Origin of the sequence: Caballeronia sp. S22 (assembly GCF_964261745.1) — a bacterium.
Taxonomy (GTDB): domain Bacteria; phylum Pseudomonadota; class Gammaproteobacteria; order Burkholderiales; family Burkholderiaceae; genus Caballeronia; species Caballeronia jiangsuensis.
Genome location: NZ_OZ180038.1, coordinates 301,685 through 324,960, shown reverse-complemented (window position 1 = coordinate 324,960; position 23,276 = coordinate 301,685). Strand labels below are relative to the sequence as shown.

Sequence of the window (23,276 nt, the reverse complement as noted above, 5' to 3'; positions counted from 1 at the left end):
TCAAAGGGTCCCCGTTGCGGCGCGCTGCGCAAGCAGCAGATTCGCCGTGTTCAATTCGATGCGATCGTTGCTGATCATGAGCGGCGCCGAGTGCAGATCGCGCAGATGGCGCCCCACGCTGAACGGCGTGTCGTTCTTGTAGCCCGCCATGCCGCAGATCATCAGCGTTTCCTGCACGACGTGCACCGCCGATTGCGAAATCGCCAGCTTGAGCATGTTCAGGTCGGCATTGATGCCGATCGACGCGGTGAGCGGCGCGTCGTCGTCGTTGCTCTGGCTTGCCTTGCGCAGCGCGCGCTCGGCCTGAGCCGCTTCGACATTGGCGAGCGATTCGCGCAGACGCGCCTGCATCATCTTGATGAGCGTGAGCACTTGCGAAAGCCGCGCGGCCGATGGCGGCAATGCGGGCTTGCCGCGCGCCTGATTGCGGAAGAACTGATGCGCGCGATTGGCCGCGTCGCTCGCGATGCCGCACCATACCGACGACCACAAGGTATGCGACACGGGCAGCATGCTTTCGTCGGCGATGCGCGAGAACGGCGCCGGCAGGATCTGTTCCGCGATACCGCTCGCGACGAGCCGATGTCCTTCGCTGCACGTCCCGCGCATGCCGAGCGTGTCCCACGTGCCGCGCTGCTCCAGCGTGAACGTATCTCGCGGCGCGACGATCAGCACCTGATCGGAGGGCGGCGCATCCGGATGACGGCGCGCCGTCACGAGAATGCAGTCGGAATACTTGCCGTACGAGATGGTCGGCGCGAGCTTCTCGATGCTGAATGCGTTGTCGACGAGATCGACCGCGCATGCGCTCGTGCGCATGTTGCCGCCGATGTTCTCTTCCGAGGTCGCCGATGCGAGCAGCAACTGCTCGCTGACCATGCGCGCAAGGAAGTCGCGCTGCCAGGGCACATTCGCGCCGTGATCGACGATGCACACGACCTGGCTCTGATGCATCGCATAGATCATCGCGGAGGACGCGCAGCCTTGCGCCAGGGCCTCGCACAAACGCGCGACGCTGGTCAGCGTGAGGCCGTCGCCGCCGTACATCTTCGGGATCATCGCGGAGAAGAGGCGCTCTTCCCGCATCGCAGCAACGGCTTCGGCGGGAAAGCGCGCTTCGCGATCGACCGCATCGGCGTGCTTTGCCGCGACGGCCGCCACGCGCTTCGCGGCTTCGATCAACTCGCTTTCGCTGCGCGCGCTCGCGCTTTGCGCGAGCTCGGCGATTTCAAGCTCCTGAGCCGGCGCGTTCATGCGGCCGCCTTCGAACGACGCAGTCCGTCGACGGCCGATGCGAGCGAATCGACGCTCGAGAAGAGCCGGCGCGTGAGCATGTTATCGGGAATCTCGATGCCGAATTCGTCTTCGATCGCCAGCATCACGTGGACCGTGGCGAGCGATGAGAGACCGGCGGCGTAGAGATCGTCGTTGTCGGCAAGCGTGTCGATAGGCACGTCGAGGCGAGCGGACTCGGCGAGGATGCGACGCAATTCAGTTTTCATTTTCTGTGTTTTCCCTTGTACCCGGCCATCGGCGCAATAAATCCGGATTGCGACGATGAGTTCTTATCGAATGTCGCTAACTCCGGGGCGAATCGGCAGCGGTGTTGTTATGTCTCGTGAAGACGATTCCACGAGCGCCCTCGCACGCACTGTCTTCTTATGAATTTTGTTTGATCGTATTTAACGAATTTGCGGCCATATGCGTCCGTGCGATGGCGCACGGAGGGCTTCGAAGACAAATCGGCGCTCTGTGCGATAACGAGCATGTCTCTGTCCGGTGCAATAATTCAAACTCGACGCCAGCCGCGCATGTACGGTGAGCAGGTAACTACTGCGCATAGTCGATTGAGAACGCTGCAAAAACTATGCGCGCCCGAAAGCTTTTTGAAAAACAAGGAACGGGGTGAGGTAATTGGTACTGATCTCTTTGCTGGCGATATTCGTTGCGCTTTTCGTCGTCTGGAAAAGGCGGCGCAGTGCGATCCTGCTCGTTGCGGTTATCGTGTTCTGGTTGCTCGGCAGTGTGCTTCCCGGGCCGCTCGTGCGGCTCGCGAACGACACGTATGCGTCGATGAAAGACCCGAGCTTCGGCCCTCGCATGGCGATCGTCGTGCTCGGCGGTGGGACGTCGTACGATCGCGAGCGGCGTCTGGTGCCTAAGGGCGATGCGACAACGCGCATCGATCTCGCGGCATCGCTCTACAAGCGCTGCGAGGAGATGGAGAAGGCGTGCTACGTCATCGTGAGCGGGGGCAACCCGCAGCATCACGAGCAAAGCGAAGCGGATGTGTATGGCGTTCTGCTGCTCGACGCCGGCGTGGCGCGAAAGGATCTGATCCTCGAAAACCAGAGTCTGGACACCTACGAGAACGCGCGCAATACCGAGAAAATACTACGTGCGCGGCAATACGATACGTCGGTGCTGATTACGTCGTCGCTTCATATGCGCCGTGCGATGCTCGCGTTCGATGCGTTCGATCTGCATCCGCAGCCCGCGGTTGCGTACATCCGTCCGGCATTGACATGGTGGCTGCCGCGCCGCAAAGGATGGTTCGATTCGAACAGCGCGTTGCATGAACTGGTCGGCATCGCGCGCTTTTACGTGTGGCGATGGATCGGGCTGTATTGACATGGAGGGCGTTCGCGCGGCGCATATACTTTCCTTATCCGCCGCACAGGAGACCATCCAATGAATCAACTGATCCGGGCCATCGCATTTGCCGCGGACAAACATCGCAATCAGCGCCGCAAGGACGCGGAGGCGTCGCCGTATATCAACCATCCGATCGCGCTTGCCAACGTGCTCGCCAATGAAGGCGGCATCGACGACGAACGCGTGCTGCTCGCCGCCGTTCTGCACGACACGATCGAGGATACGGACACATCGCACGACGAACTCGTGCAATGGTTCGGCGCGGAAGTCGCGCGCATCGTCGCAGAAGTGACGGACGACAAGTCCTTGCCGAAGGCCGAGAGAAAGCGCCTGCAGATCGAACATGCGGCGCATATCAGTCATGCCGCGCAGCTCGTGAAGCTCGCGGACAAGATTTGCAATCTGCGCGATATTCTCGCCATGCCGCCTGCGAACTGGAACGAGGAAAGAAAGCGCGAGTATTTCGAGTGGGCCAGGCGTGTCGTCGATGGTTTGCGCGGCGCGCACGCCGGACTCGAAGCCGCGTTCGACGAGACGTATCGCAAAGGCGTGGCTTCAGGGCACGCGCTCGCCTGAACCAAGCGCTTCCGTCAGATAACGCGCCGTGCGGCTCGCGGCATGGTCGGCGATGCGTTGCGGCGTGCCCGTCACGACGATCCGGCCGCCATCCTCGCCCGCACCCGGACCGATATCGATGACCCAGTCGGAGAACGAGGCGACGCGCATGTCGTGCTCCACGACGACCACCGTGTTGCCCGCATCGACGAGGCCTTGCAGTTGCGCCATCAGCCGGTCGACGTCGGCAGGGTGCAGGCCGGTCGTCGGTTCGTCGAGGATATAGAGCGTGTCGCCACGATGCGCGCGCTGCAATTCCGTCGCGAGCTTGATGCGCTGCGCCTCGCCGCCGGAGAGTTCCGTCGCGGGTTGCCCGAGCCGCAGATAACCGAGGCCGATGTCGCGCAGCACGGCGAGCGCGCGCATCACGTTCGGTTCATCGGCGAAGAACTCGCATGCGCTATCGACGGTCATGTCGAGCACATCCGCGATGTTCTTGTCGCGCCATGTGATCTCCAGCGTTTGCGGGTTGTAACGCGAGCCGTGACAGGTCGCGCACGACGTATAGACGCTCGGCAGGAACAGCAGCTCGACGCTCACGAAGCCTTCGCCCTCGCATGTCGGGCAGCGCCCTTGCGCGACGTTGAACGAGAAACGCCCCGCGCCATAGCGGCGCTTGCGCGCGGCGGGCGTGTCGGCGAACAGCTTGCGTACGTGATCGAAGAGACCCGTATACGTCGCGAGGTTCGAGCGCGGCGTGCGGCCGATCGGCTTCTGATCGACGCGCACGAGACGGCGGATCGTCTCCATGCCTTCGACGATGCGTCCGCCAGCCGATGTGTCCGCTTGAGCGAAGAGCGGGTCCTGCTCGTCTTCGCTGGCTTCGTCGAGTGCGCGTCCGAGTCGCTCCGCGATGAGTTCCGGCAACGCCTGACTCACGAGGCTCGACTTGCCCGAGCCTGAAATGCCGGTGACGGTCGTAAAGGCGCCGAGCGGAAAAGCGGCGTCGATGCCATGCAGATTGTTGCGCGTGATGCCTTCGAGCCGCAGCCAGCCGCGCGGCTCGCGCGCCGTGCGCTCGATCGTTTGTGCCGGCGCGAAGAGATGCTTGCGCGTCTGCGATGCCTCGATCGATGCGAGGCCTTCGGGCGGTCCGCTATAGAGCACATGCCCGCCCTGTTCGCCCGCGGCTGGACCGACATCGACGAGCCAGTCCGCGCGTCGCATCGTGTTCAGATCGTGTTCGATGACGAAGAGCGAATTGCCCGCGGCCTTCAGGCGCTGCAATGCGGCAAAGAGTGCTTCATTGTCGGCGGGATGCAGGCCCGCGGACGGTTCATCGAGCACGTACACGACGCCGAAGAGTTGCGATGCGAGTTGAGTCGCGAGCCGCAAGCGCTGCAGTTCGCCAGAGGAGAGCGTGGGCGTCGCGCGATCGAGCGACAGATAGCCCAGGCCGAGATCGATGAGCGTGCCGAGCCGCTCCAGCAAGTCGGTGGCGATGCGTTCGGCGGCGGCGCGTTTCTCGTCGGAGAGATTGGCCGTGCGGCGCACGTCGGGCGCGGCCTTGTGCGCGGAGCCGCCTGCGGCAACCCGCTTCGCCGTCGCCGCGATCCGGTCTTTCTTCGCGAGCGCGGGACTCGGCGCGTCGTCGTGCGAAGGCCACTCTCCGCGTGCGATGGGTGCGAGCAGATCGGCGAGACGGCTCAGCGGAAGCCGCGCGAATTCGGCGATGTCGAGCCCCGCGAACGTCACCGACAGCGCTTCCTTCTTGAGCCGCTTGCCGTGGCACGTGTGGCAATCGCTGCCGACCATGAAGCGCGACACACGCTTTTTCATGAGCGCGCTTTGCGTGTGCGCGAAGGTATGCAGCACGTAGCGGCGCGCGCCGGTGAAGGTGCCCTGATAGCTGGGCTCGGCGCCGCGCTTCAGGGCGGCCTGCGTCTCTTTCGGCGTGAGGCCGGCATACACCGGCACGGTCGGCTGCTCTTCGGTGAAGAGAATCCAGTCGCGGTCCTTCTTCGGCAGGTCGCGCCACGGTGTGTCGACGTCGTAGCCGAGGGTGACGAGAATGTCCCGCAGATTCTGGCCGTGCCACGCGGGCGGCCACGCTGCGACGGCGCGCTCGCGGATCGTGAGCGAGTCGTCGGGCACCATCGACTTTTCCGTGACTTCGTAGACGCGCCCGAGGCCGTGACACACGGGGCACGCGCCCTGGACCGTGTTCGGCGAAAAGTCTTCCGCGTAGAGCATCGGCTGCTTCGGCGGATAGCTGCCGGTGCGCGAATACAGCATGCGCACGAGGCTCGACAGCGTCGTCACGCTGCCGACCGACGAGCGCGCATTCGGTGAGCCGCGCTGCTGCTGAAGGGCGACGGCGGGCGGCAAGCCCTCGATCGAGTCCACCTGCGGCACGCCGACCTGTTCGATGAGCCGCCGCGCATACGGCGCGACCGATTCGAAATAGCGCCGCTGCGCTTCGGCGTAAAGCGTACCGAATGCAAGCGACGATTTACCGGAACCCGACACACCGGTGAAGACGACGAGCGCATCGCGCGGCACGTCGACATCGACACTTTTCAGGTTGTGCTCACGCGCGCCGCGAACGCGCACGAAACCTGCTCTCGATGCAGATGCGGCTTCGTCGCGTTCGGCTGACTTGCGAGTGGTTTTTCGGAAATCCATGAGTAACGAGGGCGAATTTGATGGCCGTGTGCGGCAATGGAAGTCAAAGGGCGAGCATGCAGCATGCCATATACCAGATGGCATTTTGCGTTACGCATCTTGAATGCGAAATGCGCGCCGACCGGTGATGAACCTGATCGACGAGGGAAAAATGAGGACGACTGGATTGAGGGTTTTGATCGCGCTGACGGCGGGCGCAACGATAGGCGTGACGGGCGCGGCGATGGCGCAGTCAGGCGGCGGCAATGGCAATGGCGGTTCGGGCGGCGGCAACGCCCACGGAGCGGCGACGGCCGGGCCGACCGTCGGCGGGGACAATACGTCCGCGGCCGGCAGCACGCACCAGGGCGGCTATCACTTCAAGCACAAGAAGAAAGCGAAGCCCGCGACGACGCCGACGCAGTGACGCGACGATGTGAGCCTCGCGCGTCGCGGATCAGGCCGCGGCGCCTTCCACGTCGATATCGTCGGTGCCGAGGCGAGAGAAGATGTCGCACACGGCGCGCATCTCCGCTTCGTCGCGAATGCTTACGATCACGCGTGTGATGCTGCAAGCGAGGTCCGCGTCGCCGCCATCCGCGCCGAACGAGGGAAGGATGTCGTCGCTCGAAGCGTCCAGCCCGTACGGGTAGTCATGCGTGTCGACCACGCCCAGATGCTCCCCGTGCCCCGCGTATTCCGCCGCGATCCACTGCGTCTGCGCGTTGTTGCTCTGTATCTGCGAAGCGTGGAAATCGGCGAAACCGCTCATGCTCGCCACGCGCACGCGATCGGCCGCGATGCCTTCCGCGCGCAAGTCTTCAAGTGCTTCATCCAGCTTACGGGAGCCGTGGAACGCTCCGATTACTTCACGCATCATTTGCTCGTCTCCTTGCCTGCCAACCTCGATGCCGCGCATCAGTATCGCCGCGAAATCTGCGATTGTGAATACGGATGTGCACCGGCTTTCGCCTGATCGATGAGCGAGACGCGCGAGAGACGCAAGGCGCGTGGTGTAACGCATAGACACGCGCGGCGACGAGCCGGTGATCCGCTGTATCAGGCTCGCGACTGCGCGAGATGATGGCGAATCCAACGGATGCGGCATGGATTCGCGAGCCTTGTTTCAAAACGATCGCGCCGCCGGCGCGCGGCTGATGCCGCCGAGCTGGCGCGATTTCACTTCATGCGGTACTTGAACTTTACGCCGCAACAGACGGTTTATCAACGCTTTGTTTTGGCCCTAATCGCATGATTTTGATGGGGTTTTCCATCATGGCCGGCGCGGCGTCGAATGCGCGCCGTGCGAATCGGCATTCGCTTCCCATTAAAGCGAGTCCTGCGTCTAGTGCTTCTCGCAGCGATGCAGCGCGAGTCAATAGTCATCGTACAAGCTGTGGCGCGCGCCCTATAATGACCCATCGAGCACACAAAGACCGGTCTTTCAATGTCCCAAGCCCTCGCGTCCGGCGCGCTTCGCCGCTCCCGCAACCTCACCGAGGAAGTCGTCGCCGAGTTGTCGGAACGGATTCGGAGCGGCGCGCTTCAACCCGGCGACAAGCTGCCGACTGAATCGGAAATCATGGCGCAGCTCGGCGTGAGCCGCACGGTCGTGCGCGAGTCCATCTCGCGGCTTCAGGCGGGGCGGCTCGTGCAGACGCGGCACGGCATCGGCACCTTCGTGCTTGAAGCGAGCGATCAGGACCGTTTTCAGATCGAGGCCGCGGGCGATCTCACCGTGCGCGATGTGATGGCGATTCTCGAATTGCGCATCAGCCTCGAAGCGGAGGCGGCGGGTCTCGCCGCCATGCGCCGCACGGATGAAAATCTCGCGCAGATGCGTCGCGCGCTCGACGACTTCGAGCGGCTCATCGAAGCGGGCGAGGGCAACGCCGTCGCCGCGGACGTCGCGTTTCATCTCGAACTCGCGAAGGCCACGGGCAACCGCTACTTCCACAGCATCCTGAGCCAGCTTGGCAACACCATTATCCCGCGCACGCGCGTGAATTCGGCGGCGCTGGCACACAACGATCCCGCCGGGTATCTCGATCGCGTGAATCGCGAGCACGAAGATATTTACGATGCGATCGAGCGTCGCGATCCCGAAGCGGCGCGCGCGGCGATGCGCATGCATTTGTCGAATAGCCGCGAGCGGTTGAGGCGGGCGCAGGAGGCGTCGGCGAAGGCGCAGGACGCGGGTTGACTCGCGCGGCCGATGCTGCTTCAACCTCGATGCGCGCGCACGAAAGCGGCGATCGCATCGTTCACTTCATCGGTCGCATCGCGATGCGGTGAATGCCGGCACTGCGTCAGCTTGACGAGTTGCGCGTGATCGACAGCCGTCTTGATCTTATCGATTTGCAGCATCGACGCATATTCGTCGTCATAACCTTGAATGGCGAGCAACGGCCGCCTGATCGACGATAACTCTTCCGTGATATCCCACTGCAGAAACGCGGGATTAAGCCACGCATCGTTCCATCCGTAGAAGGCTGAATCGACATCGTCGTGATAAGCCTGAAGCTTGTCTCTGAACGATGTCGTTTCATACGTGCTGCGCGCTTTTTCGATGCCTTCGACCGTCATCGGTTCCACGAACAAATGCGGCGCCATGACGGCGAGACCGGCGAGCGCTTCGGGAAACGCGCTTGCGTAAAGAAGGGCGATCGTGCCGCCATCGCTATGCCCGATGAGCCACATGCGCGAGCGTTCTTCAATGCCGACGCCGAGTGCATCGAGGAATGCGGGCAACACCTCTTGCGCCTGCCGATGCAGAAACTCGACCGGCCATTGTTCGCCGGATCGACGTGGAGTGGAGCGCCCGTAACCGGGCCTGGAATACACGAGACCCCGGCAATTCAGGCGATCGCAAAGCTGCTGCGGCCAGCCTTTCCATAGCGCGATCGAGCCCAGCCCTTCATGCAGGAACAACGCGATGGGCGCATCGACGCGTTCCGGATTCAACCATTGATGCTCGATCCATACTGGATAAGCGCCGCCGTTGCATTCGATGAAACGTGTCGTGTCGATGCTTGCTGCTGAATCGGTCATGTGTTCGCGAAAGCTGAATCTGAAGCGCTCAAGGTTATCAGACGTCGCGCGCCGAAGCGCTGAACAAAACGCGGGATTCATATCGTCATATTTTTTTCTCTGGACGCCGCTGAACTTTTTCTGCGAAAGTTATTCGTAAGGAACTCGCTGCACTGCAACGTAGATGCGGCCCTTTTCGATTCTTTGCGTCATGCACCAAAGACGCGCCCGTTCTGGAGAGAAATGCATGAATCGACCGAAACGAATGTTGTTGGAAAACATTGCCTGGGCACACGAGACCGCGCACGCCGATGCGCAATTCTTCCCCCGTCTCGCGCAGGGCCAAAGCCCGAAGGTATTGTGGATCGGCTGCGCGGATAGCCGCGTGCCGGCCGAGACGGTGACGAACGCCAATCCTGGCGATCTGTTCGTTCATCGCAACATCGCGAACCTGTTCTCTGCCTCGGATGACAACACGATGAGCGTGCTGGAATACGCGGTGCGCGTGCTGAAAGTCGATCACGTGATCGTATGCGGGCATTACGGATGCGGCGGCGTGCGCGCCTCGCTCCTGCCGCAGTCGAGCGACTTGCCGCACGTGAATCGCCGGATCGCGCCGCTGTGCGCATTGGGGGAGCGGCATCGGCACGAGCTCGATGCATTCGATGAACTCGATGCGCGCGCGAACCGCCTCGCCGAGCTGAACGTGCTCGAACAAGTGCGTCTCTTGCGGCAGCACGCAATCGTTTTCGAGCGAGACGAGCCACCGCTCGTTCACGGCTGGATCTTCGGCCTTCACGACGGCCTCATCAACGTCCTCGCGTCCGGCTATGCGGACGAAGGCGAAACGCGGGCCACTGCGCACGCGCAGGCCACATCGCTGCGGGCCGCCTAAGCCCGCTCTTTTCCAATCGATCGCCTGACGATGCGATGTCGCTTTCGCGACGTTCGCAGGCCCCAACTCGTTCCAAGAAAAATCATGAACTCTGGTAACCGTATCGCCACTTTCCCGCGCGACATGTTCGCGGGCACTGTCGTGTTTCTGGTCGCGATGCCGCTATGCCTCGGCATTGCCAATGCATCCGGCGTCGAGCCTTTCGCCGGGCTGCTGTCGGGCATCATCGGCGGACTCGTCGTGGCATTGCTGAGCGGCTCGCAACTGAGCGTGAGCGGTCCGGCTGCGGGCCTGATCGTGATCGTCGTCGATGGCATCGCCGGGCTCGGCAGCTTCTCCGCGTTCCTGCTCGCCGTGCTGCTCTCGGGCGCGATCCAGTTCGGCTTCGGCATGTTGAAGGCGGGGCGCTTCGCGGCCTATGTGCCTTCGTCGGTCATCAAGGGGATGCTCGCCGCGATCGGCCTGCTGCTCGTCATCAAGCAGCTTCCGCTCGCCGCGGGCTTCGCCAATGAAGGCGCGCCGTCCGCGAGCGGGCCCGGCATGCTCGGTACGCCTTTCGGTCCTGTCTCCGCGGCGGCGTGCATCGTCGCCGTCGTATCGCTCGCGATGCTCGCAAGCTGGGAAACGCGCGCGATGCGCCGCTTCGCGCTCGTGCGCGCAGTGCCCGCGCCGCTCGCGGTGGTCGCGTTCGGCATCGGCGCGACGATGTTGCTCGACCTGTTCGCGCCGGGTTTCGCACCGCCCGCGCAACATCGCGTCGCGTTGCCGTCGCTCGAATCGTTCGCCGCGTTCACCCATGCGCTCGCGTTGCCGAACTTCTCGCAGTTCGTGAATCCCGATGTATGGCGGCTCGCCTTCACGCTCGCCATCGTTGCGAGTCTCGAAACGTTGCTGAGTCTCGAAGCCGTCGAGCAACTCGATCCGAAGAAGCGCACGGCGCATCCCGATCGTGAGCTGAAAGCGCAAGGCATCGGCAACATGATGGCCGGTGCGATCGGCGCGTTGCCGATCACGTCGGTCATCGTGCGCAGTTCGGCGAACGTGCATGCGGGCGCGCAGACGCGCTGGTCGTCGTTCGTGCATGGCGCGCTTTTGCTCGTGAGCGTGTTCGCGTTGACGAGCGTGATCAACCTGATTCCGCTTGCCTGTCTCGCGGCGATCCTGATCTTCACAGGCCTGAAGCTCGCCAAGCCTTCGTTGTTCGCGGCCGTCGCGAAGCAGGGCATCGAACGCTTTGCGCCGTTCATCGTGACGATTGCCGGCGTGCTGCTGACGGACCTGCTGATGGGCATTCTGCTCGGCATCGGGTGCAGTCTCCTGCTCGCGATCCGCGCGAACCTCAAGCGCCCGATCACGATGACGCAGCACGACGATCATTACCTGGTGTCGTTCCGCAAGGACGTTTCGTTTCTCGGCAAGGTCACGCTGAAGCATCATCTGCGCACCATTCCCGATGGCGCGACCGTGATCTTCGATGCATCGCGCGCGGACTATGTCGATCCCGACGTGCGCGAGGAAATCGACAAGTTCGTGACGGCTGCGTCTGCGCGCGGCATGCATGTCGAATGCAGAAAACTGCCGCCTGCGTCATCGCAAACGGGCATGGCTGCGATGCGCGGCAGATGGCCCGGTCTGAGCAGGCAAGAGATCCCTTCCGAGTAAGCGATCAACCGGGCGTCGATGGCGTCAGTTGCGCGTACACATCGTGGGCGAGTTCGAGCATCACCTTGCGATCGATGCCGCCCGATACCGCGTAACCGAAATCGCCATCGATCCAGTAGAACACGTTCACGGGCCCGTCCCGATACAGCTTGAACGCAGTGGTGTTCGTGCTTGTCTTGCGACGCGCGATGCAGAGCGTCACACGTTCGCCTTTGGCGTCGCGATACATGAATTGCGCGGTCGGGCCGTTGTCGCCGGGCAGAATGCGTCCGCCCATCAGTTCGAAGCCGCTTTTCGTGAGCAGCGGCGGATGCACGTCGGTGCCGAGTTTGTTCGACAGGTACTGAACGAAGTCCTGCTCGCGGTCCTTGCCGATATCGTCGGGACGATCGACGGCGGGCATGTACACGACATGTGCGAGCGCGGCCTGACGCGCCATCGCTTCCATGCCTTCGGCGCTCACGTCGCGCGTATTCGATGCACTCGATGCGCTCGTGCCCGGCAGCGACAGCGCATCGCGGCCCATGTTCGTGCCGATGCCAATGCCGATGCCTGCGACGAGCGCCGCCGCCATACCCGCGAATCGCGGCCAGTTCGCCGCGCCGAGCCAGCGCGCTTTCTTCAGCGTGCGCAAACGCGCGGGGATGGGTTCGTTGAGCACGCGATCGTAGCGCTCATGGAACATGTTATTGAGCGAGAAGTAATCGCTCACGCGCGCGGCCAGAGCGGGATTCAGTTCGATGGCGCGCTCGACCTGTTCGCGGCGTGCGGCCGAAAGCGCACCATCGACGTAAGCGTGCAGATCTTCTTCGCTGATCGGAGTCTGTTGGTCGTTCATCGCACCACCTTCAACTTCGCACTGGGTTGCGTGCCGGCCATCAACGCGCGCAGGCGTTCGCGTCCGCGCGACAGGCGCGACATCACGGTGCCGATGGGAATATCGAGCGCGACCGCCACCTCCGCATAGCTCATTTCTTCCAGCCCGACGAGGAGAACGACTTCACGTTGTTCGGCGGGCAGACGCTGCAAGGCGTAGTCGAGATCGCGCACTTCGAGCGAGCGGATCTGGCCGCCCGGTGTCGAGAACTCGCGCTCGCTCAAGTCTTCATCGTCGACGGATACGTGAATCGCACGCGCCGACGCCTTGCTTACCTGATTCACGAATACGTTGTGCATGATCGTGAAAAGCCATGCGCGCAGATCGGTGCCCGCTTCGAATCCTTGCGCGCGCGACAAGGCGCGCTCGATCGTATCCTGCACGAGATCGTCCGCGAGCTCCCGATTGTTCAGCAACGCGCGCGCATAGCGGCGCAGTCTCGGGAGGTGTTCCGTCAAGTCGTCGCGGATATCCATTTATTCCGCCTCTCGCGTCGCGAGCGTCAAGGCGTCGGCGGCGCGCATGACACCGCGCGTGCCCGCTTGTCCCGCGAGCACATAGCGCGTGCCGCCGATAACCCATGTCAGCAGGCGGATTTCGCCGACGCGCCGCGCGCTCCAGTGCGGCGCATCGCTCGTGAATGGCGCGGACGCGATCAGAAGAACGACGCTCTCGCCTTCCACGTTGCGATAATCGTATTCGTCGATATGCGCGAACTTGCCGCCGCGCCGCGTCCGGGTCGCGATCAGTTCGAGGCCGACAGGCGTAAGTTCTATGAAGTGCGGATCGTGCGACACGAGCGGACGCACATTCGTGCCGCGCTGGTTCGAAGTCTCCATCAAGGCCATCACGGCGACGGCATCGAGCATATCCGCAGAGACGTGCGTTGCAGCGCACCAGCCGGCGACGGCCATAGCGATGCACAAGGCGACGAATGCGTGGCGCACGACGCTTCTCGTGCGCGTGGCATCGTGCGATGCGGCGCGATCGATGGCACGTTGCAAGCGCCGATTCTCCGGCCGCGCGCCGAGATATCGGCCGACGCGCGCCGCCCTCGCGGACGACAGCACGCCGTTCGCGAAGGCTTGAATGTCTGGTTCGGTAATCGGCTCGTCCATGTTGGCGCATCGATTTTTTTGGGCTCTCGATGCGCTAACCTTCTAAACGAGCGTTTTATTCCATCGGTTGCCTGGAATATTTGCCAGCGGATTGCCGAAGCCGCCGATCACGACACGATCGAAAGCGAGAATCCGTCCCATCCCTTGCTGCCGACCGTCTGAATTGCGGTAGAGGAGACGTGCGCATCCGCGGCGAGCATATCCAGGAATGCGCGCACGCCGATCACGTCGGGGTCGCTGCTGCCCGCATCCGCGACGCGACCCTGACGAATCACGTTGTCCGCGACGATCACGGTGCCCGGGCGGCTCAGACGCAACACGAGTTGCAGATACGTGGGATAGCTCTGTTTGTCGGCATCGAGAAAGATGAAATCGAAAGGCGGGATGCCATCGCGCACGAAGCCTTCCAGAGTATCGGCGGCATCGCCCACGAAGATCGACACCACGCCCGACAAACCCGCGCGTTCGATATTCTTTCGCGCGACGTCCGCATGATGCTCGACGGCTTCGAGCGTGAGCAACGTGCCATCGGCGGGCAAGGCACGCGCGAGCCAGATCGTGCTATATCCGCCGAGCGTGCCGAGTTCGAGAATGCGGCGCGCGCCGCGCAGACGGGCGAGCATTTGCAGCAGCTTGCCCTGATTCGGCGCGACGTTGATCGCGGGTAGTCCCGCTTCGACGCTGGACTTGAGCGCCGCGTCGAGCGCTTCGTCCGGCGTTTGCGTCCGGTCGCACAGGTACTCGTCCATCGCAATCCATTGCTGCTCGTTCATTGCTTCTCCCTGTTCGTTGCAGTGATCGCGCTAACGGCACCATAAAATGTTATCGCGATAAACGATTTAGATAGCCCGGCTATCAGCCGACGGTCCTGACGATGCGGGGCGATTCGCGGCGCAGTTCATGCCCGAGCTGATCGACGGTCAGGCGGATCGCATCGATCAACGCGCGTGCCGCCGGCGATGGCGTGCCGCCCGCGCGCATCGTGAGTCCGATTTCGCGCCGCGTGTTGTGCAGAGGAATGTCCATCACCACGAGTTGCCCCAATTCGCATTCGTAGTGCAACTGCTGAGCGGATACGGCGGCGAGCATATCCGTATGCATCAAAAGGCCGCGAATGACCGCGAGGTCGGCGGTCTCGACGGTCGGCATCGGCGGCTTCAGCTTCCCTCGCTTGAACTGCGCTTCGAACATCCCGCGCGCGGGCGCCTGACTGCGCGGCAGGATCCATTGCGCGGCGATCAGATCCTTGAGCGTCAATCCGCTCTCACTCGCGAGCGGATGCCCGCGACGCGCGAGTACGACAATGTCTTCCGACATCATGCGCTCATTGACGAGACCGCTCGACGCATCGTTCTGGCGCAATGCGCCGAGCACGAAATCGATATCGCCCGAGCGCAGTCCCGCGACGAGTGTTTCGTAGGCGCTTTCGTCGGTCACGATGCGCACGCCCGGATATTGCGCGGCGACGCGCGCGATGGCGCCCGGCAAGATCAGCGTTCTGCCGAGCGGCAGCGCGCCGACCGTGACATAGCCCTGAATCGTGCCGCGCAATGCCGCGAGATCATCGGGGATATGGCGCAATTCGTTCAACGCGCGGCGCACGTGCAGGACGAACGTTTCGCCTTCGCTCGTGAGCAGCAGTCCGCGCGGGCTGCGATAGAACAGTTGCATCCCCGCGCCCGTCTCCATGATGCGGATCGCGCTGCTGACGGCCGGCTGACTGAGGCCCAGGGTCTGCGCCGCGCTCGGCATATGACGATGGCGCGCGAGCGCGGAGAACAATTGCAGCCGCCGCGTGTTAAGCAGAAAGGCGGGAAGCGTGCCGTCCGACGCGGTTCGGCGGCGCGACTGTCGCGTCGCGCACCATTGCGCCAGCTCTTCCAGTTCCGCGAAGATGCGCTGGCAGCGCAACAGCACGGCGCGCCCGGCAGGGGTAGGCAGCATGCCCGACGGACGGCGCTCCAGCAAGGTCTCGCCGACGGCCGCTTCGAGCTCCTGCAACGAACGCGTAACCGCCGATTGCGCGCGAAATAGTGCAGCGGCGGCGCGCGTGGCGCTGCCCGTCTGCGCGACGAGACGGAACGCGCGCAGGTACGCGAGGTTGAGCAGTTCGCGATTGTCCATGATGAAAGGTAAATGGATGCCATCAGTTTGATTTATCGCATCGTAACGCCTTCCGAAGCGCGCGCTCAGTTTGCGCTAATTGTCGGCGCCGATCATGACGTCATGAATAAACGACAGCCGCCGCAAACGGCGCTGTCCAATGATCGGAGGGTTGCGCCATGAACCAGCATATTCTCGTCGCCGTGGGACCGAGCTTCAGCGAAGCCGCCTTGTCGGCCGCCATTGCACGCTCGCGTGAAAACAACGCGCGTCTGACCGTGCTGCATGTGATCGAATCGGTTCCGTCTTGGGCGGGCTGGCAGATGGAATGTCTTTGCGACATGCCCGCGCTCGTCAATCAGCTCGCGCTCGTGATTCGCCGCAATAGCGAAAAGATGCTTGCGCGCGCGGGCATCGAAGCGGACTGGCAAACGCGCACGCTGCCCGAAGACGGCCGCCGCATCGGGCGCGTGATCGCCGATGAAGCCGAGCGCCTCGATGCGGACCTCATCGTGCTCGGCGCAAGAAAGCCCGGCCTCTTGAACTGGAGCGTGAACCACGTGCGCAATGTGGTGTGCCGGCATACGAATCGAGAGGTGTTGATCGCAACTACAGGCGTCGCGCGGAAGGCGCCGGTGATCGCCTTGCGCGATACGGCCTTGCACGCTTCGTGATCAGACGTCCAGAATCCGGAAGCGTTGCAGCGCTTCGATTTGCATCTGGAGATTGCGCGCGCGATTCTCGCGACAAAGCGCTTGCGCCGCCGACACATCGCCCTGCCGCAGCGCGTCAATGATCGCGTGCAGATCGCGCGCTTGCGATTCGTCGGGATCGATCAGCCGTAGCGTCAGTTCGCGCACGCGGCGCACCTGATCCGAGCACTCGCCGACGATCTGCGTGAGTCGCGGGTTATCGCTCATTTCGACGAGCCGCGCGTAGAACGCTTCACGCGCCGCCGACCATGCTTCGCGATCGTTCTTCGCGAAGGCGCGCTCCATTTCCGTGCACGCTTTCTCCAGCGCTTTCAGTTCTCGCGCGCCCGGTTTGCGCGCGGCGACGGTCGAAGCCGCTGTCGCTTCGAGACTCGTCTGCACCTGAAAGACTTCTTCGATATCCGTCATCGACACATTGCGCACGCGCACGCCGTGGCGCGGAACGATCTGCACGAGATGTTCGTTCTGTAGACGAATGAGCGCTTCACGCACCGGCGTACGGCTCACGCCGAACAACTGTACGAGTTCCTGTTCGAGCATCTGCGTGCCGGGGCGCAGTTCGTTGCTGAGGATCTTTTCGCGCAGCGCCTGATAAACCGTGTCGGTCGATTTCTCGCGCGTTCTGGTAATCGCTTCGGCGGTCGGGGCTGGAGCCATGATGGGCATTCCGAAAACGTTGCCGTCGATGCACGGACGATATATCCGCCGGGCCAGACGCAGGCGGATGGAATGCCTTCATTATATGAAAAGAAATTCGGCGTATTGCTCAACGTATACGTTAGCGCACGTTAAAAAGAAGCCGCCCCGATGAAGGGCGGCTTGAACGGACTTGCGCGCCTGCCGTGCGACCGACAGAGGATCGATCACTTGTCCCAGACTTCTTCCGGCAGCGGCAAGCCCCCGAGGTCGTCCGCCGTCAAGGGACGATCGATCGTCACGCCGTCGCTCTCCAGCATCAGCATGACTTGCCGCGTGTGTTGCGCGCTATGCCATGCGGTGCGTTCGAGCACTTCGTGCATCGAGCGGCGGCCGTAGTAGGTCGGCACGTCATACGAGAGCGTGCGGTCGGATTCATTCGCCCACCAGTCGAGAAGCTTCTCCCGCACGCTTTCGCCCCAGCGCGCGATATCTTCCGCCTGCCATTCATCCGGCGGCTGATCGTCGAAGCCTTCGAAGCGCAACTCGATCTGATGCGCCGCCTGAACGCCCATTTCGGCCACGCGAAACACATGGAACGTCAGACCGGCGGGCGTGCGATTGCGATTGCGAAAAGGCTTGCGAAAATAATCGGCGCCGAATTGACGCGTGTAGCGCGCATTGGATTCGAGCACATGCGCGAGTTTGGCGACGAGCTCGGCGGGCGGCAAGGGCGGCGTCGGCGTGGTCTTGAGATCGAGGAAGCGGATCACATCGTTGATCGACTGGCATAGCGTGTATTTCGATCCCAACGCGACCACGGGCACGCTGCGCGCGCCGAGCGCCGCGAGCGCGGCGCGGCCCTCGGGATCGTTGTGCACGTCGATTGATTCAAACTCGATGCCCTGGCGTGCAAGGAATTCCTTCGTGCGCAGGCACGACGAACATCCCGGTTGCCAGAACACGCGGATTCGGGTTGCGGCGGCGGCTTCCTGCATGACGGTTCCCCTCGCGAGTGCCTGATTCAAGGCATTTTCCGCGCGCCGGGTTATGTGGCAAAGCTATGCTTCGTCATGCCGTCATCGCCGTCTGCGATGGCAAGCGTTCTTTAAGTACACTGCGGACGTGTCTTACGAGAGAAGCCGCCTTCCATGCCGCCGATCGATCCGCTTTCGCTGAGACTGTTCCTCGCCGTCGTCGATGCTGGCACGATCGCCGCAGCCGCTCAGCGCGAACATATCGCGGCCGCGGCGGTGAGCAGACGCATCAGCGAGATCGAGGCCATGTTCGGCGTGCCGTTATTGCGCCGCACGAATAAAGGCGTCGAGCCGACCGAAGCGGGCGAACGGCTTGCGGCGCTCGCGCATCGTGCATTGCATCAATTCGACGACATCGCCATTCAGATGCGCGACTTCGCGAGCGGCACGAGCGGCATCGTGCGCATTGCCGCGAACATATCGTCGATCGTCCAGTTTCTGCCACGCGACATTCAATCGTTCGCGGCGCGCCATCCGAACGTGCGCATCGTGCTCGATGAAAAGCCGAGCGCGCAAGTGGTGCGCGCAGTCGCGGACAATGCGGCGGATATCGGCGTGTTCACGTCCGTCCCTCACGGTCATGCGATTCACGCGATTCCGTATCGCACCGACAACCTCGTGCTCGCGACACCGCCGGGGCATGCTTTGGCGCAGGCACGCTCGATTGCGTTCACCGATTCGCTCGATGAAGAGTTCGTCGCATTGCCGGCCGATACCGCGATCAGTCAGTGCCTCACGCGCGCGGCGAACGAACTCGGACGCCCGGTGCGCGTGCGCATTCAGGTGTCGAGCTATGACGCGCAATGTCTGATGATCGAAGCGGGATTGGGTCTCGGCGTGATGCCCGAAGCAGTGGCGAAGCAACACGCGCTCGCCGTCGTCGCATTGACGGACGCATGGGCCGCGCGCGAATTGCTGATCGGCGTGCGTTCGCTCGATGCGTTGCCCGAGGCATGCCGCAAGCTCGTCGCGCATCTCACCAGCGTTTGACGCGGTGTTACCATCGGCGCAAGACGGAGATTGATCGGGGAGCTCAGGCATGGCCGCTTCATTGAACGACAAATCCATCGAGAGCGCGAGACCCGCGAGACGCAACACGACCGAGCTTGCTTATCGCGAACTGCGCCGGCGGATCATCGAAAGCGAACTGACGCCCGGTTCGTATCTGCTGGAACAGGAACTGGGGTTGATGCTCGGCTTCAGCCGCACGCCGATTCGCGAGGCAGCGCTGCGTCTGCAAGGCGAAGGCCTCGTGCAGATCGTGCCGCGTCACGGCATTCGCATCGTGCCGACGTCCATCTCCGATATCAAACACATCTATCAGGTGCTGATCAGCCTGGAATCGACGGCGGCGGCGCTCGTCGCGTCGAGAAAGGACATAGAGCTCGCGCCGCTCGTTCACTCATGCGAGGCCATGACCGCCGCACTCGAACGCGGCGACATGCTTGCGTGGGCGGCGGCGGACGAGGTCTTTCACGAGACGCTCATCGCGTTGAGCGGCAATGCGCGGCTTCACGGCATCGTCATGAATTGCCGCGATCAGGTGCATCGCGTGCGCCGCTTCACGCAGATGGTGAAGGCGCATCCCCAGCCGTCGAAGTCGATACAAGAGCATTACGACATCATCGACGCGATGCGTTGCGGCGATGCAGCGAAAGCGAGCGAGCTGTATCGCGCTCACCGCGAGCGCGGCTGGCGCGACCAGACCAACGTGCTGCAGCAATACGGCATCCAGCAAGCCTGATACAAGAGTTGCGCCCGATGCGACGAGGGTATGTACGCCCTCGGCGAGTCTGGACTTTCGCGCGTTTAATGCATACATTAACTTGCACGGTTATTTGGCAAGCAGCACGTCCAGAGCAGGTCCGTAAAACCACAGTGCGGCCGCATGCGCCGAGCACGCTGCGAGACCGCCGATCATGGATGGAGACCCTACATGTTTGCGCTTGAAAAAATCGGGAGCTTCGCGCGCGGTGCCTGTCTCATGTCTTTCGCCGCCGCCTGCGTTTGCGGCGCCAGCGTGCGCGCCGCGCCGCTCACCGTCACGCACTGGGGCGACGGCATGTACGGCGTGCCCTTCGCGGTCGCGATGGAGAAGGGCTTCTTCAAGGAAGAAGGCGTGGACGTGTCGGGCTTCATCACGTCGGAAGGCGGCGGCACCACGGTGCGCAACGCGATGGCCTCCGAGATTCCTTATGGCGAAGTCGCATTGCCCGCGGCGATCTCCGCGGTGAAGCAGGGCGTCGATCTGACCATCGTGCATGGCGGCGTGCAAAGCCTCGCCGATCTCGTCTGGGTCGAAAAGAAGGACGGCACGATCACCGGCATCCAGCAGATGAAAGGCAAGACGATCGGCTATAGCAGTCCGAAATCGACGACCGATACCATCGTCACGATCGCGCTCGATCGTGCAGGATTGACGGGGCAAGTGCAGCGCAAGCCCGTCGGCAGTTCGAGCGGCATGCTCACGTCATTGCAGCAGGGCGCGGTCGATGTCGCTTACATGACGGAGCCTTCGTACAGCGCGAAGAAGGATCAGTTGCGCATCGCGTTTCGTTCGACCGATATCGTGCCCAATGAAACGCAGACGGTCGGCATCGTGCGAACCGATTACCTGAAGACGCATCCCGAAGTGATCAAGGGGATCATCAAGGCGCGCCGCAAGGCTGTGCAATACATGGCCGCGCATCGCGACGAGTCCGCGCAGATTCTGGCGAAGCAGTACAAGATGGATCCGGCGGTGGCGGCTTCCGCGCTGAACAACGTGCTGGAGTCCGATCCGAAGTACTGGAGCGAAGGCAGCTTCGATCGCAAGGGCATGGACGAAGTGCTGAAGGGATTGATACTGGTGAAGGCGATTCCGGAAGGTCCGTTCGACTGGTCGAAGATCGTCGACGAATCGCTGCTTCCCGCCGATCTGCAAACGAAGAAGTGAGGCCGCGATGAGCGTGTTGTCACGTCGCACGAAGATATCGGTCGTATCGCGCGATCCCGCCGCGCAGGATACGGAGCGCGTGCAGGCGCGACTCACCGATGTCACGCGCATCTATCCCGGCATCGCGGGCAAGCCGCCGTTTCATGCGCTCGGGCCCGTGAGTCTCGAATTGCGCGCGGGCGAATTCTTTTCGGTCGTGGGCCCTTCGGGATGCGGCAAGTCCACCTTGCTGGACGTGCTCGCGGGTCTGAATCCGGCGAGCGGCGGCACGGTCGAGTTCGAAGGGCAACCGGTGGGACGCGAAGTGCCAGACGGCGTCGCGGTCGTGTTTCAGGAAGACGCGAGCTTTCCGTGGCTCAACGTGTTCGACAATGCCGCGTTCGCCGCGCGCCGCGCCGGCGTGGCGGAAAACGAAGTGCGCGAGCGAGTGGATCACGCGTTGTCGTTCATGGGCCTGAAGTCCTTTGCACGCGCGTATCCGGCGCAGCTTTCGGGCGGCATGCGTCAGCGTGTCTGCATTGCGCGCGCGATGGTCGTGCGTCCGCGTCTCATGCTGCTCGACGAACCCTTCGGCGCGCTCGATCAGCAAACGCGTCTCCTGATGGGCGATGAAACGCTGAAGCTCTGGCGCGATACCGGCGCGACCGTGATGCTCATCACGCATTCGATCGATGAAGCCGTGCTGCTGTCGGATCGCATCGGCGTGATGTCGGCGTGTCCGGGCCGTTTCATCGCGACGATCGAAACAGGCTGGCCGCGTCTGCGCGACAGCAAGATCGCACTCGATGCGCGCTTCGGCGAACTCACGGCGCAAGTGTGGGGTCTGCTGCGCGACGAAGCGTTGAAAGCGCTCGGGAGCCAGCCGTGAACGAGGCGGCGCGCTGGCGCATCGGACTCGTCGTCGGGCTGATCGCGCTATTGGAAATCGCCACGCGGCTTGCGTGGATCAACCCCGTATCGTTCATTCCGTCTTCACGCATGGCGGTGAGCGCGTGGGACATTCTGACGTCCGGGCAATTCACGGTCGATATCGTGCAGACACTCGGCAGCGCGCTGGCCGCAGTGGCGCTGGCCGTGATAGTCGGATTCGTCGGCGGCGTGCTGCTCTACCGTTTGCCGCGACTGCGCCGTGTGCTCGATCCCTTGCTGCTTTCGTACTATGCGGTGCCCGTGTTCGTGCTGTATCCGATTCTCATCGTGATCTTCGGGCTGAATCGATGGCCGCTCATCGGCATCGGCTTTCTGTTCGCGGTCGTCGCGATGGCCGTGAACACGCTCAACGGCCTCGAACGTGTGCCGCGCGTACTGCTGCGCACCGCGCGCGTATGCCGTCTCAGCACGCTCGACGAGATTCGCCTGATCACGTTGCCCGCGAGCCTGCCGTTCGTCTTCACGGGCATCAAGCTGACCGTGGTGTATGCGTTCATCGCGGTCGTCGCGGGCGAGTTCGTGTTGTCGGGATCGGGCTTCGGCTATCAGATCGCGTTCGCATACAACGCATTCGACAATCCGACGATGTACGGTCTCATGGTCCTGATGCTGGTCTTCGTCACGACGATCAACGGCTTGCTGCGCCAGGCCGAAAGGCGTCTGTACCGGCGCATCAGAAGGGAGGCGGCATGAGCACCGTCGTCATCACGCACGGCACGAGAACGCGGCACGCGCAGCGCTGGACCGATGCGCTCGTGCTGATCGTCGTGCTCGTCGCGCTATGGCAGATCCTGAGCGAAGTGCTCGGGCCCGATGTGCTGACCACGCCCCTGCATACCGTGCAGCGCGCGGTGCATATCGTGAGCGATGCGGATTTCCCGGCGAGTCTTTATGTGACCTCGCTCGCGTTCGCATCGGCGTTCGCGATATCGGCTATCGCGGGCGTATGTCTCGGCTTGCTGCTCGGCGCGCGGCGCATGGCCGGCGACGTGATGGAACCGCTGATGATGGGCTTCTACTCGATCCCCAAGGTCACGCTCTATCCCGTCGTGCTGCTCGCGTGCGGCCTCGGGTTGTGGGCGAAGATCGTCTTCGGCGTGATGCATGGCATCGTGCCGATCACGCTCTTCACGATGAACGCGGTGCGCAACATGCCTCCGATCTACGCGCGCGCGGCCAGAACTTATCGCATGAGCCCGGGCGATTTCGCGCGTCACGTGCTGCTCCCCGCGTGCGTGCCGGAAGTGGTTTCAGGCTTGCGCATTGGCTTTTCGTTGACGCTGCTCGGCACGCTGATCGGCGAGATGTTCGCTTCTCAAAGCGGCATCGGACGCTTGCTGATGATCGCGATGAACCGCAACGAAACCAGCACCATCATGGCGCTCGCGCTGATGCTCTTCGTGTTCGCGACGCTCGTCAACATGCTGTTCCTCGCCTGGCAGCGCCATCTCACGCATAGCGACTGA

Annotated in this window: 26 protein-coding genes; 14 read left to right on the top strand and 12 right to left on the bottom strand. The window is 62.9% G+C overall.

The annotated features are described in order from the left end of the window. Both ACEN42_RS28170 and ACEN42_RS28165 read right to left on the bottom strand, forming a co-directional pair. Positions 1–1,254 (bottom strand): acyl-CoA dehydrogenase family protein, encoded by a 1,254-nt coding sequence (locus ACEN42_RS28170; RefSeq protein ID WP_035504018.1) that lies wholly within the window; start codon positions 1,252–1,254, stop codon positions 1–3. Beyond that, positions 1,251–1,502 carry an acyl carrier protein gene (locus ACEN42_RS28165; protein WP_187604115.1) on the bottom strand — a complete coding sequence of 84 codons (252 nt, stop codon included), beginning with the start codon at positions 1,500–1,502 and terminating at the stop codon, positions 1,251–1,253. Before ACEN42_RS28165 ends, ACEN42_RS28170 begins: the two co-directional genes overlap by 4 nt. 412 nt (positions 1,503–1,914) lie before the next feature. Here ACEN42_RS28165 and ACEN42_RS28160 point away from each other — a divergent pair, with 412 nt between their 5' ends. Together ACEN42_RS28160 and ACEN42_RS28155 are read left to right on the top strand one after the other, a co-directional pair. After that, positions 1,915–2,631 carry a YdcF family protein gene (locus ACEN42_RS28160; RefSeq protein WP_371883797.1) on the top strand — a complete coding sequence of 239 codons (717 nt, stop codon included), beginning with the start codon at positions 1,915–1,917 and terminating at the stop codon, positions 2,629–2,631. Positions 2,632–2,691: 60 nt separating this feature from the next. Next, entirely contained in the window at positions 2,692–3,231 is a 540-nt protein-coding gene (locus tag ACEN42_RS28155) for an HD domain-containing protein (protein WP_371883796.1), read from the top strand. On the opposite strand, the gene ACEN42_RS28150 is transcribed toward ACEN42_RS28155, so the two are convergent. After that, positions 3,211–5,895 (bottom strand): excinuclease ABC subunit A, encoded by a 2,685-nt coding sequence (locus tag ACEN42_RS28150; RefSeq protein WP_371883795.1) that lies wholly within the window; start codon positions 5,893–5,895, stop codon positions 3,211–3,213. The two genes, ACEN42_RS28155 and ACEN42_RS28150, sit on opposite strands and share 21 nt — an antisense overlap. Before the next feature lie 151 nt (positions 5,896–6,046). Between ACEN42_RS28150 and ACEN42_RS28145 the strand changes: the two genes are divergently transcribed. Next, on the top strand, positions 6,047–6,301 hold the full coding sequence (locus ACEN42_RS28145) for a hypothetical protein (protein WP_371883794.1): 255 nt from the start codon (positions 6,047–6,049) through the stop codon (positions 6,299–6,301). A 30-nt stretch (positions 6,302–6,331) separates the two neighbouring features. Here the strand turns inward: ACEN42_RS28145 and ACEN42_RS28140 are convergent, their stop codons facing one another. Then, a complete protein-coding gene (locus tag ACEN42_RS28140; RefSeq protein ID WP_371883793.1) occupies positions 6,332–6,754 on the bottom strand; it encodes a hypothetical protein in 423 nt (140 codons plus the stop codon). Between the two features lie 567 nt (positions 6,755–7,321). Between ACEN42_RS28140 and ACEN42_RS28135 the strand changes: the two genes are divergently transcribed. Further along, the gene (locus ACEN42_RS28135; protein ID WP_187604120.1) at positions 7,322–8,077 is read left to right on the top strand and encodes a FadR/GntR family transcriptional regulator; all 756 of its coding nucleotides are present in this window, start codon (positions 7,322–7,324) and stop codon (positions 8,075–8,077) included. 20 nt (positions 8,078–8,097) lie between these two features. On the opposite strand, the gene ACEN42_RS28130 is transcribed toward ACEN42_RS28135, so the two are convergent. Beyond that, positions 8,098–8,925 (bottom strand): alpha/beta fold hydrolase, encoded by an 828-nt coding sequence (locus ACEN42_RS28130; protein WP_371883792.1) that lies wholly within the window; start codon positions 8,923–8,925, stop codon positions 8,098–8,100. A 226-nt stretch (positions 8,926–9,151) separates the two neighbouring features. Here ACEN42_RS28130 and ACEN42_RS28125 point away from each other — a divergent pair, with 226 nt between their 5' ends. Further along, positions 9,152–9,799 (top strand): carbonic anhydrase, encoded by a 648-nt coding sequence (locus ACEN42_RS28125; protein WP_371883791.1) that lies wholly within the window; start codon positions 9,152–9,154, stop codon positions 9,797–9,799. Between the two features lie 84 nt (positions 9,800–9,883). Then, positions 9,884–11,461, top strand: coding sequence for a SulP family inorganic anion transporter (locus tag ACEN42_RS28120; RefSeq protein ID WP_371883790.1), 1,578 nt, complete (start codon positions 9,884–9,886; stop codon positions 11,459–11,461). A 4-nt stretch (positions 11,462–11,465) separates the two neighbouring features. On the opposite strand, the gene ACEN42_RS28115 is transcribed toward ACEN42_RS28120, so the two are convergent. The 5 genes from ACEN42_RS28115 to ACEN42_RS28095 all read right to left on the bottom strand — a co-directional run bounded on the left by ACEN42_RS28115 (position 11,466) and on the right by ACEN42_RS28095 (position 15,580). Further along, the gene (locus tag ACEN42_RS28115) at positions 11,466–12,299 is read right to left on the bottom strand and encodes an anti-sigma factor (protein WP_371883789.1); all 834 of its coding nucleotides are present in this window, start codon (positions 12,297–12,299) and stop codon (positions 11,466–11,468) included. After that, positions 12,296–12,814, bottom strand: coding sequence for an RNA polymerase sigma factor (locus tag ACEN42_RS28110; RefSeq protein WP_371883788.1), 519 nt, complete (start codon positions 12,812–12,814; stop codon positions 12,296–12,298). The genes ACEN42_RS28115 and ACEN42_RS28110 overlap by 4 nt, the downstream gene beginning before the upstream one ends. Next, positions 12,815–13,456 (bottom strand): anti-sigma factor, encoded by a 642-nt coding sequence (locus ACEN42_RS28105; RefSeq protein ID WP_371883787.1) that lies wholly within the window; start codon positions 13,454–13,456, stop codon positions 12,815–12,817. It abuts the gene before it with no gap. A gap of 107 nt (positions 13,457–13,563) precedes the next feature. Next, complete coding sequence (locus ACEN42_RS28100) at positions 13,564–14,229, bottom strand: O-methyltransferase (protein ID WP_238288862.1); 666 nt, start codon at positions 14,227–14,229, stop codon at positions 13,564–13,566. A gap of 82 nt (positions 14,230–14,311) precedes the next feature. Then, positions 14,312–15,580 carry a LysR family transcriptional regulator gene (locus ACEN42_RS28095; protein WP_371883786.1) on the bottom strand — a complete coding sequence of 423 codons (1,269 nt, stop codon included), beginning with the start codon at positions 15,578–15,580 and terminating at the stop codon, positions 14,312–14,314. A gap of 12 nt (positions 15,581–15,592) precedes the next feature. On the opposite strand from ACEN42_RS28095, the gene ACEN42_RS28090 reads away from it, so the two are divergent. Then, positions 15,593–15,742 (top strand): hypothetical protein, encoded by a 150-nt coding sequence (locus ACEN42_RS28090; protein WP_371883785.1) that lies wholly within the window; start codon positions 15,593–15,595, stop codon positions 15,740–15,742. Continuing rightward, positions 15,739–16,233 carry a universal stress protein gene (locus ACEN42_RS28085; protein ID WP_371883784.1) on the top strand — a complete coding sequence of 165 codons (495 nt, stop codon included), beginning with the start codon at positions 15,739–15,741 and terminating at the stop codon, positions 16,231–16,233. The genes ACEN42_RS28090 and ACEN42_RS28085 overlap by 4 nt, the downstream gene beginning before the upstream one ends. Here the strand turns inward: ACEN42_RS28085 and ACEN42_RS28080 are convergent, their stop codons facing one another. Beyond that, on the bottom strand, positions 16,234–16,929 hold the full coding sequence (locus ACEN42_RS28080) for a GntR family transcriptional regulator (protein ID WP_371883783.1): 696 nt from the start codon (positions 16,927–16,929) through the stop codon (positions 16,234–16,236). Positions 16,930–17,135: 206 nt separating this feature from the next. Continuing rightward, positions 17,136–17,936, bottom strand: coding sequence for a glutaredoxin domain-containing protein (locus tag ACEN42_RS28075; RefSeq protein WP_371883782.1), 801 nt, complete (start codon positions 17,934–17,936; stop codon positions 17,136–17,138). Between the two features lie 123 nt (positions 17,937–18,059). Here ACEN42_RS28075 and ACEN42_RS28070 point away from each other — a divergent pair, with 123 nt between their 5' ends. The 6 genes from ACEN42_RS28070 to ACEN42_RS28045 all read left to right on the top strand — a co-directional run bounded on the left by ACEN42_RS28070 (position 18,060) and on the right by ACEN42_RS28045 (position 23,276). Beyond that, positions 18,060–18,935, top strand: coding sequence for a LysR family transcriptional regulator (locus ACEN42_RS28070; RefSeq protein WP_371883781.1), 876 nt, complete (start codon positions 18,060–18,062; stop codon positions 18,933–18,935). A 49-nt stretch (positions 18,936–18,984) separates the two neighbouring features. After that, the gene (locus ACEN42_RS28065) at positions 18,985–19,689 is read left to right on the top strand and encodes a GntR family transcriptional regulator (protein ID WP_187604130.1); all 705 of its coding nucleotides are present in this window, start codon (positions 18,985–18,987) and stop codon (positions 19,687–19,689) included. A gap of 240 nt (positions 19,690–19,929) precedes the next feature. Further along, on the top strand, positions 19,930–20,880 hold the full coding sequence (locus ACEN42_RS28060; protein ID WP_371883780.1) for an ABC transporter substrate-binding protein: 951 nt from the start codon (positions 19,930–19,932) through the stop codon (positions 20,878–20,880). Positions 20,881–20,887: 7 nt separating this feature from the next. Then, the gene (locus tag ACEN42_RS28055) at positions 20,888–21,748 is read left to right on the top strand and encodes an ABC transporter ATP-binding protein (RefSeq protein WP_238211285.1); all 861 of its coding nucleotides are present in this window, start codon (positions 20,888–20,890) and stop codon (positions 21,746–21,748) included. Continuing rightward, on the top strand, positions 21,745–22,503 hold the full coding sequence (locus ACEN42_RS28050) for an ABC transporter permease (protein ID WP_371883779.1): 759 nt from the start codon (positions 21,745–21,747) through the stop codon (positions 22,501–22,503). The genes ACEN42_RS28055 and ACEN42_RS28050 overlap by 4 nt, the downstream gene beginning before the upstream one ends. Then, entirely contained in the window at positions 22,500–23,276 is a 777-nt protein-coding gene (locus tag ACEN42_RS28045) for an ABC transporter permease (protein WP_238288875.1), read from the top strand. Before ACEN42_RS28050 ends, ACEN42_RS28045 begins: the two co-directional genes overlap by 4 nt.